Source organism: Neisseria sp., from assembly GCF_041804105.1.
Lineage (GTDB): Bacteria > Pseudomonadota > Gammaproteobacteria > Burkholderiales > Neisseriaceae > Neisseria.
The window spans coordinates 1-12,274 of sequence record NZ_JBHCJY010000092.1; the positions used below are offsets into that span (position 1 = coordinate 1).

Below are 12,274 nucleotides of genomic sequence, written 5' to 3' on the forward strand. Positions count from 1 at the left end.
ACCATTTCGCGCGGCAGGCCGAGCGCCACGCCCAGTTCGCGCACTTCGTCTTTAAACAGGTCGCGCAGCGGTTCGAGCAGTTGCAGGTTCATGTTTTCAGGCAGGCCGCCGACATTATGATGCGATTTGATGGCGTGGGCTTTTTTGGTTTTCGCGCCTGCGCTCTCAATCACGTCGGGGTAAATCGTGCCTTGCGCGAGCCATTTGGCGTTGACGCGTTTTTTGGCTTCGGCGTCAAAGACTTCGACGAATTCGGCGCCGATGATTTTGCGTTTTTTCTCGGGGTCGGTCTCGCCGGCGAGTTTGCCCATGAATTGTTCGGTGGCATCGACATGGATGACGCGCACGCCGAGGTTACGGGCGAACATGTCCATCACCATTTTGCCTTCGTTCAGGCGCAGCAGGCCGTGGTCGACGAAGACGCAGGTGAGCTGGTCGCCGATGGCGCGGTGGATGAGCGCGGCGGCTACGGAGCTGTCCACGCCGCCTGAAAGCCCGAGGATGACTTCGTCGCTGCCGACTTGCTCGCGGATTTTGGCGACGGCTTCGTCGATGTAGTTGGGCATCGTCCAGCTGGGTTTTGCGCCGCAGATGTCGAGTACGAAGCGGTTCAGCAGGGCGCGGCCTTGTTTGGTGTGGGTAACTTCGGGGTGGAACTGGATGCCGTAGAATTGTTTTTCGGCGTGTTCCATCATGGCAATCGGGCAGGACGGGGTGTCGCCGATGACGACGAAGCCTTCGGGCAGTTTGGACACTTTGTCGCCGTGGCTCATCCACACGTCGAGCGTGTTCGGCTGGCCGTCTGAAAGGCCGCGCGTGAGTTCGCAGTCGATGGTTTTGACCTGCGCGTAACCGAATTCGCGCTGGTTGCCCGCCTGCACTTCGCCGCCGAGATGGTGCGCCATAAACTGCATCCCGTAGCAGATGCCGAGCACGGGCACGCCCAAGTCGAATAATCCTGTGTCGGCCTGGTATTCGGAGTCGTACACGGAATTGGGGCCGCCGGAGAGGATGATACCTTTAGGGTTGAAGGCTTTGATGTCGGCCAGCGGCATGTCGTAGGGGTGCAGTTCGCAGTAAACATGCGCCTCGCGCACGCGGCGGGCGATGAGCTGGGTAACTTGGGAACCGAAGTCGAGGATGAGGATTTTGTCTTGGGTCATGGTGTCGGCTTTGTTGGAAACATAGAAAGAAAACGGCATGAAAAGGCCGTCTGAAAACGGTTGGATTGTACCATTTTCAGACGGCCTTATCGAAACAAAAGCTTATTCCTGTTTGTCTGCCACCGCTTTGCGCGGGCGGTATTCCTTAACGGGGACGACGTTGCTGCGGGAAAGCAGCAGCAGCAAACCGAGCACCACCATACCCATGGCGATAAGCGGCGAAAACGCAAAGTAATAGCGGTGGTACAGATAAACCGCTGCGCCGATATACACCAGAAACGGGCCGGAAACGACGGACTGTTTGTTGATGCCGTCGGTAACCAGCACGATGACGCCGGTGGCGGCGATGCCGGCGGCAACCAGCGTGGAAGTTTCGGGCAGGATGTCGGCGGTTTTCAGCAGCCACACCGCACCGAAGATAATCAGAAAAAGCGGCAAAGCAAGAGAGGCTTGGCGCATGGTGTTTCACTCCGTAAACAGGGTTGGAAAAACAGATTCAGACGGCCTTCATTATTGGGGCATGAAGGCCGTCTGAAAAGATGGCGGTTCGGGTTATTGCGCGTTTTTACGCTTGGTGTTGCGGTTTACCCTGCATTTTTCATCAGCCGCTGTTTCTCGCGTTTCCAATCCGCTTCTTTCAGGCTCTGACGTTTGTCGTGCTGTTTCTTACCTTTGGCCAGCCCGATGTCCATTTTGATGCGGCCTTTGTGGTAGTGCATATTAAGTGGGACGATGGTGTAGCCCGCCCGTTCGGTTTTACCGATGAGTTTGTTGATTTCCGATTGGTTGAGCAGCAGCTTGCGGGCGCGCACGGGATCGGGTTTCACATGGGTGGACGCGGTGGGCAGCGCGGTGATGTGGCAGCCGACCAGATAAAACGCGTCTTTTTTCCAGTAGATATAGCTCTCTTTAAGCTGCACGCGCCCCGCACGCACGGCTTTGACTTCCCAGCCTTCGAGCACGAGTCCGGCTTGGATTTGGTCTTCGATGAAGTAGTCGTGGAACGCTTTGCGGTTGTTGGCGATGCTCATGGTTTTTCTGTTTCTGCGGTTTTTCAGACGGCCTATTTTAGCAGAAAGGCCGTCTGAACATATATTTCAGACGGCCTTGCGGGCTATTTTATTTAGTCTTTCGGCAGTTTCAATACGGCCAGTATGAAACCGCCCCAGATGACGGCCAATGCGACAACCATCATGACGATTGCTTCGTTACTCATTGTTTCTCTTCCTTATGGTCGTGGTCTTCGTATTGGTCGAAGTGGAAATCTTTGTGTTCGCGCCGCCACGGCAAAACGGTCAGCAGCAGCGATATGGCTACCAAACCCACCGACATCCCCCAACCGAACAGGTTCAGGAACCATTCGGGATAGCCCTCATAAGGCTTGGCCAAAAGGTCGCGGGTGTCTTGGAACAGCATAAACGCCAGCACGGCCACGGTCAAACCGACACAGGCATACCAGAGCGCACCGATTTTGAACGAAGACGTGGTATTGAGATGTTCGCGCAGCTCAGGCAGTTTACGGGCAACAATAATGGCAAACACATAGAGCATACCGGCGGCGACAATGCCGTAAGTGTTGACGAACCTGTCCAACACATCCAATACCGGCAAGCCGGTGGTCGTACCGAACAGCAGCGTCGAAATCACCATCATCGGAATACCGACGGCAAAAGTAGCCGCAACACGGCCAATCTTCCATTTATCCTGCACCGCCGCAATCACCACTTCCAAAATCGAAATCAATGAAGTTAAACCGGCAAACACCAAAGAGCCGAAAAACAGCACGCCGATAAGTGCCCCCATCGGCGCTTGATTGATAATGGTCGGAAAAGCGACAAACGCCAAGCCGATGCCTTTACCGGCCACCGCGCTCACGTCCTGACCCGAAGCTTGCGCAATAAAACCCAGTGCCGCAAACACACCGATGCCTGCCAACACCTCGAAACTGCTGTTGGCAAAGCCCACCACCAAACCGGAGCCGGTCAGGTTGGAACGTTTTTTCAGATAGGAAGAATATGTAACCATAATGCCGAAACAGATAGACAGCGAAAAGAAAATCTGCCCGTAGGCCGCAATCCACACACTCGGATCGGCCAACCGTGTCCAGTCCGGCGTAAACAGCGCATCCAAGCCTTTAGCCGCACCCGGTAAAGTGAGCGAAATACCCACCAATATCATAAACATCACTACCAGCAGCGGCATAAAAAACGAAGACGAACGGGCAATACCCTTTTCCACACCCAACGCCATAATCACCAGCGTAAACAGCCACACCCCGATTAAAGGGCCGACCACTTTGCCGACGAAATCGAAACTAATCCTTGCATCTTTGGCTACTTCAGCCATGTTCAGATAGTTACCGAAGAAAAACGCCTTCGGGTCTGCACCCCAAGCTCCATCCAGCGAATAAAACGTATAACTGGCCGCCCAACCGAGAATCACCGCGTAATACACACAGATGACCACATTGGTCAGCACGTTCCACCAACCGAAAGGCTCGAAGCCCTTATGCAGACGGCGGAAAGCCATCGGCGGCGAACCGCGGAAACGGTGGCCGATGGCATAATCGAGAAACAACAGCGGAATACCCGCCGTCAACAGAGCCACCAGATAAGGAATAATAAACGCGCCACCGCCGTTTTCATAAGTAACGTACGGAAAACGCCAGATATTGCCCAAACCCACAGCAGAACCGATGGCGGCAAACATAAACGCCCGGCTGCTGGAGAACGTAGCACGCGGTGTGGTGTTTGAATGGGACACGGATTTGTACCTCTTCTTTAGAAAAATAAATATTCCGCCACAGCTTTTCATAACCCTTTATGCTTATCGGAACTCCTGTTACAGAATTGTAAAGCTGTGCAGCGGCAAAGGCGGAATCGTAAAGAAAAGCAAGGCCAAAGGCAAGAGAAAAGAGGAAATTTACAGAAAAAACAAAGAGGTTCCGTCAAAAATAATGCAGACAGACAAAGGCCGTCTGAAAAATTTTTCAGACGGCCTTGATTTTGTGGTTGGCATACAAAGTTGTGTTTGGATCTTGTATTGACAACATATTGGGCAAGACGGATTTTTCGAACGTCTGTCATTTCCGTGTAGGATGGAACCCGAACCCACACTTGAAATCCGGCATCTTGTTAAACAAGCATTTGTGCATAATTAAAGATGGATTCCCGTTTGTATCGGAATAACGAAAAACAAAGTATCAACAAAGATTCAAATGCAGCCTTTGCTTATTGCCAAAGGCATTCATACATGGATATGGTTTACTGCTAAAATCCCCAGTATCCCCATTATCTTAAGTATTTCCCCCCGAGCCAATTATGAAACCCGACATTTTCGTTCTTTACACCGGCGGCACCATCGGCATGACGCGGGGTGCAGACGGCCTTGCGCCTGATACTGCGCTGGCGGGAAAAGCCCTCCAGCCGTTTGCAGACCGTTTTTCGTTCCACTGGCACATCTGCGACCCGCTGATTGATTCGTCGGCCGTAACCCTGCAAAACTGGGGCGACTGGCTCGGCATCATTGCCGAAAAAGTCGGCAGTTACGACGGATTTCTGGTTTTGCACGGTACCGACACCATGGCCTACACCGCCAACCTGTTCGCACTTGCCCTGCCGAAGTTGGGCAAGCCCGTTGTGCTGACCGGTTCGCAATGGCCTTACGATGCGCCCGACAGCGATGCCCCGCTGAATCTTGCCACCGCTGCCGCGGCGTTTTCGCTCGGTTTGCGGGAAACCGTGATTGCGTTCAACGGCAAACTGTTTCCCGCCGTCGGCAGCAGCAAGGCGAGCACCGAAACCGCCGACGGTTTTGCCAACCGGCATTTCGGCGCCATCGGCACATGGTCGGCGCAGCAGGGTTGGCGGAATGTGGTGCAAAGGCCGTCTGAAAATGTTGCCGAAGGGAAGGGCGGGAATACAGGGGTTTCGGAAACTTTGTCGCGGCAGGATGCGGATGAGAACGGCCGTCTGAATTTGGATGCTTCGGTGCGCGTTGTCTGCCGCACGTTGACCCCGGGTTTTGCCGCGCAGGATGTTTCAGACGGCCTGAAGCACACCGCCGCACAAGCCCTGATTCTGCAAAGTTACGGTCACGGCAATGCGCCGTCTGATCCGGAATTTATCCAATCGGTGCAAGACTTTACCGAGCGCGGCGGGCTGGTGCTCAACATCAGCCAGGTTCCCTGCGGCCGCGCCGCCGCCGTTTATGCGCAAGGCAGCGCACTGCGGCAGGCAGGCGTGGTGGGCGGCGGCAAATGCAATCTCGAAACCGCCACGGCGCTGCTGACGCTGGCCGTTTCAAACGGCTGGAATGCGGCCAGGCTGGAAACGGAATTGCTGCGGCTGGGATTGGTTGAGGCCGTCTGAAACCCCATGTTTGGGAGGCGTCAAACTTTTACCCCAACCGGTTTTGTCCGCTGCGGATCCGAAACGATATGGCAACCCTAACCTTCACCGACACCCATTGCCATCTTGCCGACCCTGCTTTGTCCGCGAGATCGCCCGATATTCTGGCCGAAGCGCAGGCGGCGGGAGTGTGCCGTTTTATCGTGCCAGCTGCACGGCAGGCGGATTTTGCCGCCGTGCTGTCTTTGGCGGAACGGCCGTCCGTTTTGCCCGCCGTCGGGCTGCATCCGTGGTTTGCCGACGAATTTTCAGACGGCCTGTATTCGGAAACCGCCTGCATCCTGCAAGGCAATCCGCGCGTTTGGGTGGGGGAGATCGGGTTGGACTTTATCCGTGCAGCCGACTCGGCGGCACGGCAGCGGCAGCTTGATGTATTCCGCCGCCAGCTCGGTTTGGCAAAGGCATACCGCCGCCGCGTTATCGTTCACAATGTGAAAGCCGCCGCTGCCGTGGCCGAAACCGTTAAGACGGAGGGATTCGGGTACGGCGGCATCGTCCACGCTTTTTCCGGCAGTTTGGAAGAGGCGCAAATGCTGATACGCGCGGGTTTTAAAATCGGCATCGGCTCGCTGCTGCTGAACCCGACGGCCAAAAAAGTCCGCCAAGCCGTGCAGCAACTGGATTTGCGCGATATTGTTTTGGAAACCGACAGCCCGTTTATGCTGAAAGACGGCGTGAACACGCCTGCGAATGTGTGCAGAATCGCTGAAATTGCGGCGCAGTTGCGCGGCGTTTCGACGGAAGAAATCGCCGTGCAGACGGAAAAAAACGTCGATGCTTTATGGGATGCCGTCTGAAAAAGGTTTCAGACGGCATCTGCCTGCAACCGCCCGCGGCCAACGGATCGGGTTTCCCGCAGTGCCGTCCGGATGCGGGCAAGGCAAACCTATCTTTTTGACTTTGCAGAAAATACCTTATAATGCCGCCTGTCTGAAGCCGTCTGAAAACACCTTGCCCATTTCAGACGGCCTTTGTTATTGGAAAATGTATGAAACCTTCGATTTTAGACAAACTGCAAACCCTGTCCGACCGCTTGGAAGAAGTGACCGCGCTGCTCGGTTCGCCCGAAGCCACCGCCGATATGGACAATTACCGCAAGCTCAATCAGGAACATGCCGAGCTGACCCCCATCGTCGAAACCTATCAGGCCTACCGTCAGGCCGAAAGCGACTTGGCCGACGCGCAGGAAATGCTGTCCGACCCCGAAATGAAAGAATTTGCGGCCGAAGAAACCGAAGCGGCCAAAGCCAAAATCGAAACCCTTGATTTGGAACTGCAAAAATTGCTGCTGCCCAAAGATGCCGACGACGACAAAAACATCTTCATCGAAATCCGCGCCGGCACGGGCGGCGACGAAGCCGCGCTGTTCGCGGGCGACCTGCTGCGCATGTACAGCCGTTATGCAGAACGAAACCGCTGGCAGGCGGAAATCGTGTCGGCCAACGAAAGCGATTTGGGTGGCTATAAAGAAGTCATCGTGCGGCTGGTGGGCTTGGGCGCGTACAGCCGTCTGAAATTCGAGAGCGGCGGCCACCGCGTGCAGCGCGTGCCCGCCACCGAAAGCCAAGGCCGCATCCACACCTCCGCCTGTACCGTGGCCGTCATGCCCGAAGCCGACGAACTGGAAGACATCCAAATCAACCCCGCCGACCTGCGCATCGACACCTTCCGTGCATCGGGCGCGGGCGGCCAGCACATCAACAAAACCGACTCCGCCGTGCGCATCACCCACCTGCCCACGGGCATGGTGGTGGAATGTCAGGACGGACGAAGCCAACACGCCAACAAAGCGCAGGCGATGAAGGTTTTGGCCGCGCGGCTGAACGACGCGCAGAAACGCGAAGCGCAGGCCAAAGAAGCCGCCGAACGCAAATCGCTCATCGGCAGCGGCGACCGCAGCGAACGCATCCGCACCTACAACTACCCGCAAGGCCGCGTAACCGACCACCGCATCAATTTAACCCTGCACAAACTCGATTTCGTGATGGACGGCGACATGGAAGAAATCACGTCCGCGCTGATTGCCGAGCATCAGGCCGAGCTGTTGGCGGCAATGGGCGATTGACCCCAAACCGGAAAGGCCGTCTGAAAAACATGAACAACCGAATATCCGCATCCGTCCTGACCGCTCTGCTGCTTATGCTGGCGGCCTGCCGACAACCTGAAGGGCAGCCGCAGACGAACCAAGTTTCTATGGAGGTACCGGAAGGAGAAAACCTGTGGAATGCAATGAGCTCAGGAATTGACGCTTTAAATCTGCAACCCTTATCACCGCAAGATGCAGAATACATCCGTGTCATACGGTTGTTGGGTCAAAACAAAGATGCGGAAGCGTTGGCTATTATCCGACCATTGGCCGAGAAGGGAAATGCCGCTGCCCAAAATACGCTGGGTATGCTGTATGCACAGGGCAAAGGTGTGCCGCAAGATGACCGGCAGGCCGTATTCTGGTATCAGAAAGCCGCCGATACCGTTCCCGAAGCCGCATTCAATCTCGGTGGTTATTATTTATACGGGATGGGCGGTTTGCCCGTGCAGCCTGAAAAAACGGTAGAACTTTGGGAAAAAGCGAGTACAGACAGCAAGCAGCCGTTTGCCACGGCCATGATGGATTTGGGAATACTTTATATGAACGGTGCGGACGGCGTGCCGCCGGATCAGAAACGTGCGGTTAGGCTGATAGAGCGTGCCGCCCAAGCGGGATTGGCACGCGCCCAAGACGAATTGGCCAGACTGTATTTAGACGGAGTCGGCAAGCAGCAGAGCGACAAGCAGGCATTCGAGTGATTCGGCAAAGCCGCCGCCCAAAATTACGCGCCTGCGCAAACAGCCTTGGGCTTTATGTATTTCCACGGACGGTGCGGCGCGCCGCAAAGCCGCGAGAGTGCGCGGGTATTGTGGCTGGATGCAGCCAAACAGAAAGAAGCCTTCGCCGCGCAGAATATGGCGTTCTATTACGATACGCAGCAACCTCCCGACCGTGCGGAAGCGCGAAAATGGATGCAGAAGGCGGCCGATTGGGGCAATCTCGCCGCCGCCCAATGGCTGGCCAGCAATCCCGAATAGCAAGTTTTCCGGCAAACAGAACACAGGCCGTCTGAACATATTTTTCAGACGGCCTTTTATTTGGGCATCAAACCGCGTCCGTTCCGTCTGTTTGATACGGTTTTCCAAACCCGTTATCCGCTTCAGAACACCTGCCGTTCAATACCATCCCGTAGGTACGGTTAGCCGCCATAAGCGGCGTAACCGTACACAACGGCCAATCATTTCCCTAATCTATATAACATCCGATGATAGCCCGCATCCGTACGGTTACGCCGCTTATGGCGGCTAACCGTACCTACACCCGTTTCCGTCATTCCCGCGCAGGCGGGAATCCAGCTTGGATATTCTCCAATATTTATTGACAACAAAAGGTGCCGGGATTCAAACATGGATTCCCGCCTGCACGGGAATGGCGGAAGTTAGAGAGTCTGTCTCATCGGTATGGGTATGCCATCAACGCAATATCCGACACCGCCTGAAAGTTCAAACCAAAGGCCGTCTGAAAACCATTTTTCAGACGGCCTTGATGTAACCGCAAACCGCATCAGCCCTGCTTGTAAGGATTTTCCAAGCCGTTTACCAATTCGGCGAGATACGCGCGCAGTTGCTGTTCGGAACAGCCCATCAGCAGAGCATCTTCAAAAGCGTCTTGGGCGGTTTGGTAGAGTTCGGCCATGTTTTGCGACATCACTTTGATTTTTTCGGTACAGGATACGGGGTCGCCGTTGTCGCCGTACCATTTGGGCATTTCGGGCATACTCATCGTCGGGGCTTTCAGACGGCCTTTAGTTCAGGAAACGGGAAGGGTCGTTCTTTTTCACGCGGCGGCCGAACGCGTATTTGGCGTTCCAATAGCGGTTGGACAGGCTGGTGATTTCGATGCGTTTGCCCGTGCGGGGGGCGTGGATAAAGCGGTTGTTGCCGATATAGAGGCCGACGTGGGAAATGCGGCCGCCGCCTGCGGTGCGGAAGAACACCATGTCGCCGGGCTGGAGTTCGCTGCGGCTGACGTGCGTACCCATGCGGGCTTGGTCGGCGGAACGGCGCGGCAGGTTGATGCCCATGCTGCGGCGGAAGATGTGCTGCATGAAGCCGCTGCAATCGAAGCCGGTGCTGGCGGAACTGCCGCCGTAGCGGTAGGCCACGCCGAGCAGACCCATTGCGCTGCCGATGAGTTCGTCGGCATTTTCGCCTCCGCCGCCCCTGTATTCTGCGGTGGTGGCGCGGGCGGCTTGTTGCGGCTGCTGTACGGCTTGCGTATTGGTGCGCACGGGCATACGCTGTGCGGTGTTGCGGGATTGGGGTTGTGCGGGTTTCGGGGCGGGTTGGGCGTTGCCGCTGCTGTTGAATTGGTTGAGCACTTGGTTGCGGCGGTTGAGCATGTTTTCCAAGTCGTCGGCACGGACGCTTTGTGCGGCAAGCAGGGCGGCCGTGCTTAAAAGTAAAATTTTTCTAAAAAACGTCATTATTCGTTCCATCAATAACTTTTCGGCCGTTCCGAAAGGTTTTTCAGACGGCCTGTATGATATTGTGCATATAAAAATATATAAATATCAATCTATTGCTGTTTATTATGGTATGCTTGGTTTCTTTTCGCCCTCTACGATACAGCAAAAGTCATGATGATTCCAACTTTACTTGCCATGCGCGACTTGTCGCGGATGCGGGAAATCGCCGGCACCCTGACCAAATTCGGCTTGGGCGGTTTTTTGCAGCGTATCAAATTGTCGGGCAAACCCGATCAGGAAGAAGCGTCGCCCGACAGCCGTTATATGAGTACGCCGCGCCGCTTCCGCATGGCGTTCGAAGAGTTGGGGCCGACGTTTGTCAAACTGGGGCAGGTGCTCTCGACGCGGGTGGATATTTTCAGCGCGGAATGGATTCAGGAATTCGAACGGCTGCAAAGCAACGTCGCGCCGATACCGTTTGCCGACATCCGCCCGCTGATTGAGGCGCATCTGGAACGCCCTGTCGGAGAAGTGTTCAAAACCGTCCGCCAAACGCCTGCGGGCAGCGCGTCGATTGCGCAGGTACACCGCGCGGAACTGCTCGACGGCAGCAGCGTGGCGGTCAAAATCAAACGCCCCGACATCGACCCCGTGATACAGGCCGATTTGCGCATCCTGCACCACCTTGCCGGACTGATTGAATCGGAAATTCCCGAAACACGCCGCTACCAGCCCGTGCAGATGGTGCAGTATTTCGCCCGCAGTCTGGAAAAAGAAACCGATTTGTCGGTGGAACTGCGCTATATGCAGCGTTTCCACCAAACCTTCGCCGGACACGAATTCATCCGCATTCCGAAAGTCTATCCCGAACTGTCCGGCCGCCACATCCTCGTACAGGAATACATCGACGGCACGCTCCTTAAAGATACGGAAATCGGCACGCTTTCCCCCGAGCTGCGCACCATGCTCGCCCACCGCATCACCGACACCCTGTTTACCATGATACTGCAACAGGGCTTTTTCCATGCCGACCCGCATCCCGGCAACATCTTCATCTATCCCGACGGCCGCATTTCGCTGATTGATTTCGGTTTGGTCGGCCATCTGTCTGCCACCCGCCGCCGCGAAATCGTCAACCTGCTCAACGCCCTGACCCGCAAAGACCAATTTGCCATGCAGTATGTTTTGAGCAATTGGGCGCAGGGTGACTTGCCCGACGAAAACCTGCTCGGCGCCGACGTGCTCGAAATGCTGCTCAACTACGAACACACCCCCGTGCGCGACCTTCGTATCAGCCAAGTTGTCAACGACATCACCCAAATCATGCGCCGCCACGGTTTGACCTTGCCCGCCGATTTGGTCATGCTGTTCAAAACCCTGATAACCCTCGAAGGCGTCGTCAAACAGCTCGACGGCCAAACCGAGCTGCTCGAACGCGCCAAGCCCATCGTCGAAAACGCCTTCAAACAGCGGGCCACCCCCGAACACATCGCCCGCAAAAGCAAGATGCACGCCCAAACCATCGTGCAGGCACTCGACGAGCTCCCGCAAAACATCTTCCGCCTCAGCCGCCGCCTGCAAAAAGGCCAAGTCGGGCTGAACATCGACTTCAAACACTTCGACAGCCTCAGCCAGCAAATCGACCGCGCCACCAACCGCCTGACCATGGGCATCGTAACCGCTGCTCTGATTATCGGCTCGTCCATCGTCATGAGCATCGAAACCGGCCCCAAATTCATCGGCTTTCTCGGCTATCTCGCCGCATTCGCCAACAGTATCTGGATTATCTGGTCGATTTGGCGGTCGGGAAAACACTGAACCCCCGCCGCTCTCCACGGATAAAGGCCGTCTGAAAACATTTCACACGGCCTTTTACATCATGTTGCGTACGGTAAAACGGTTAAGTTCAGACTCAGACGGCCTGTTTCCGTGTGCATACGGTTACGCCGCTTGTGGCGGCTAACCGTACCTACGACGCTAAGCAACCTACCGTTCCCTATGGATAAAGGCCGTCTGAAAACATTTCAGACGGCCTTTTACATCATGATGCGTACGGTAAAACGGTTAAGTTCAGATTCAGACGGCCTGTTTCCGTGTGTGTACGGTTACGCCGCTTGTGGCGGCTAACCGTACCTACGACGCTAAGCAACCTACCGTTCCCTATGGATAAAGGCCGTCTGAAAACATTTCAGACGGCCTTTTACAT

Annotated in this window: 15 protein-coding genes and 1 pseudogene; 9 read left to right on the forward strand and 7 right to left on the reverse strand. The window is 55.5% G+C overall.

The genetic code is table 11. The features are described 5' to 3' along the window. The 5 genes from guaA to ACEYDX_RS08310 all read right to left on the reverse strand — a co-directional run. Positions 1-1,163 (reverse strand): glutamine-hydrolyzing GMP synthase (gene guaA, locus ACEYDX_RS08290; protein ID WP_373741560.1); only part of this gene is annotated, 1,163 nt, incomplete at its 3' end. Between the two features lie 102 nt (positions 1,164-1,265). Further along, positions 1,266-1,622: a hypothetical protein gene (locus ACEYDX_RS08295; RefSeq protein ID WP_373741550.1), complete on the reverse strand. Its 357-nt coding sequence runs from the start codon at positions 1,620-1,622 to the stop codon at positions 1,266-1,268. A 125-nt stretch (positions 1,623-1,747) separates the two neighbouring features. After that, positions 1,748-2,221, reverse strand: a complete 474-nt coding sequence (gene smpB / locus ACEYDX_RS08300; RefSeq protein ID WP_373741561.1) for an SsrA-binding protein SmpB — start codon at positions 2,219-2,221, stop codon at positions 1,748-1,750. 65 nt (positions 2,222-2,286) lie between these two features. Next, the gene (locus ACEYDX_RS08305; protein ID WP_373741551.1) at positions 2,287-2,379 is read right to left on the reverse strand and encodes a methionine/alanine import family NSS transporter small subunit; all 93 of its coding nucleotides are present in this window, start codon (positions 2,377-2,379) and stop codon (positions 2,287-2,289) included. Further along, positions 2,376-3,926: a sodium-dependent transporter gene (locus ACEYDX_RS08310; protein WP_373741552.1), complete on the reverse strand. Its 1,551-nt coding sequence runs from the start codon at positions 3,924-3,926 to the stop codon at positions 2,376-2,378. Before ACEYDX_RS08310 ends, ACEYDX_RS08305 begins: the two co-directional genes overlap by 4 nt. On the opposite strand from ACEYDX_RS08310, the gene ACEYDX_RS08315 reads away from it, so the two are divergent. The 8 genes and pseudogenes from ACEYDX_RS08315 (at position 3,835) to ACEYDX_RS08350 (ending at position 9,152) form a co-directional block, all read left to right on the forward strand. Beyond that, positions 3,835-4,209, forward strand: a complete 375-nt coding sequence (locus ACEYDX_RS08315) for a hypothetical protein (protein ID WP_373741564.1) — start codon at positions 3,835-3,837, stop codon at positions 4,207-4,209. The two genes, ACEYDX_RS08310 and ACEYDX_RS08315, sit on opposite strands and share 92 nt — an antisense overlap. A 274-nt stretch (positions 4,210-4,483) precedes the next feature. Next, positions 4,484-5,533 (forward strand): asparaginase, encoded by a 1,050-nt coding sequence (locus ACEYDX_RS08320; protein WP_373741553.1) that lies wholly within the window; start codon positions 4,484-4,486, stop codon positions 5,531-5,533. A gap of 68 nt (positions 5,534-5,601) precedes the next feature. Then, on the forward strand, positions 5,602-6,369 hold the full coding sequence (locus tag ACEYDX_RS08325; protein ID WP_373741554.1) for a TatD family hydrolase: 768 nt from the start codon (positions 5,602-5,604) through the stop codon (positions 6,367-6,369). 191 nt (positions 6,370-6,560) lie between these two features. After that, positions 6,561-7,637, forward strand: coding sequence for a peptide chain release factor 1 (gene prfA / locus ACEYDX_RS08330; protein WP_373741555.1), 1,077 nt, complete (start codon positions 6,561-6,563; stop codon positions 7,635-7,637). A 164-nt stretch (positions 7,638-7,801) separates the two neighbouring features. Next, positions 7,802-8,359: a tetratricopeptide repeat protein gene (locus tag ACEYDX_RS08335; protein WP_373741556.1), complete on the forward strand. Its 558-nt coding sequence runs from the start codon at positions 7,802-7,804 to the stop codon at positions 8,357-8,359. A gap of 39 nt (positions 8,360-8,398) precedes the next feature. Then, positions 8,399-8,479: pseudogene (locus ACEYDX_RS08340) on the forward strand (hypothetical protein); the annotation flags it as partial. Positions 8,480-8,515: 36 nt separating this feature from the next. Continuing rightward, positions 8,516-8,638 (forward strand): hypothetical protein, encoded by a 123-nt coding sequence (locus ACEYDX_RS08345; RefSeq protein ID WP_373741562.1) that lies wholly within the window; start codon positions 8,516-8,518, stop codon positions 8,636-8,638. Between the two features lie 319 nt (positions 8,639-8,957). After that, on the forward strand, positions 8,958-9,152 hold the full coding sequence (locus tag ACEYDX_RS08350; RefSeq protein ID WP_373741557.1) for a hypothetical protein: 195 nt from the start codon (positions 8,958-8,960) through the stop codon (positions 9,150-9,152). 12 nt (positions 9,153-9,164) lie between these two features. Here ACEYDX_RS08350 and ACEYDX_RS08355 read toward each other — a convergent pair whose 3' ends face one another. Both ACEYDX_RS08355 and ACEYDX_RS08360 read right to left on the reverse strand, forming a co-directional pair. Beyond that, positions 9,165-9,383 carry a hypothetical protein gene (locus tag ACEYDX_RS08355; RefSeq protein WP_373741558.1) on the reverse strand — a complete coding sequence of 73 codons (219 nt, stop codon included), beginning with the start codon at positions 9,381-9,383 and terminating at the stop codon, positions 9,165-9,167. Positions 9,384-9,405: 22 nt separating this feature from the next. Further along, positions 9,406-10,089: a C40 family peptidase gene (locus ACEYDX_RS08360; protein ID WP_373741563.1), complete on the reverse strand. Its 684-nt coding sequence runs from the start codon at positions 10,087-10,089 to the stop codon at positions 9,406-9,408. Positions 10,090-10,239: 150 nt separating this feature from the next. Here ACEYDX_RS08360 and ACEYDX_RS08365 point away from each other — a divergent pair, with 150 nt between their 5' ends. After that, positions 10,240-11,886 (forward strand): ABC1 kinase family protein, encoded by a 1,647-nt coding sequence (locus ACEYDX_RS08365; protein ID WP_373741559.1) that lies wholly within the window; start codon positions 10,240-10,242, stop codon positions 11,884-11,886. Positions 11,887-12,274: the final 388 nt, after the last annotated feature.

What these genes read in the sequence shown, in the direction of transcription:
- ACEYDX_RS08345 (WP_373741562.1), top strand. Translation starts at nt 8,516, where the DNA reads ATGGCGTTCTATTACGATACGCAGCAACCTCCCGACCGTGCGGAAGCG.
- ACEYDX_RS08325 (WP_373741554.1), top strand. Translation starts at nt 5,602, where the DNA reads ATGGCAACCCTAACCTTCACCGACACCCATTGCCATCTTGCCGACCCT.
- ACEYDX_RS08295 (WP_373741550.1), bottom strand. Translation starts at nt 1,622, where the DNA reads ATGCGCCAAGCCTCTCTTGCTTTGCCGCTTTTTCTGATTATCTTCGGT.
- ACEYDX_RS08365 (WP_373741559.1), top strand. Translation starts at nt 10,240, where the DNA reads ATGATGATTCCAACTTTACTTGCCATGCGCGACTTGTCGCGGATGCGG.
- ACEYDX_RS08335 (WP_373741556.1), top strand. Translation starts at nt 7,802, where the DNA reads ATGAGCTCAGGAATTGACGCTTTAAATCTGCAACCCTTATCACCGCAA.
- prfA (WP_373741555.1), top strand. Translation starts at nt 6,561, where the DNA reads ATGAAACCTTCGATTTTAGACAAACTGCAAACCCTGTCCGACCGCTTG.
- ACEYDX_RS08355 (WP_373741558.1), bottom strand. Translation starts at nt 9,383, where the DNA reads ATGAGTATGCCCGAAATGCCCAAATGGTACGGCGACAACGGCGACCCC.
- ACEYDX_RS08320 (WP_373741553.1), top strand. Translation starts at nt 4,484, where the DNA reads ATGAAACCCGACATTTTCGTTCTTTACACCGGCGGCACCATCGGCATG.
- ACEYDX_RS08305 (WP_373741551.1), bottom strand. Translation starts at nt 2,379, where the DNA reads ATGAGTAACGAAGCAATCGTCATGATGGTTGTCGCATTGGCCGTCATC.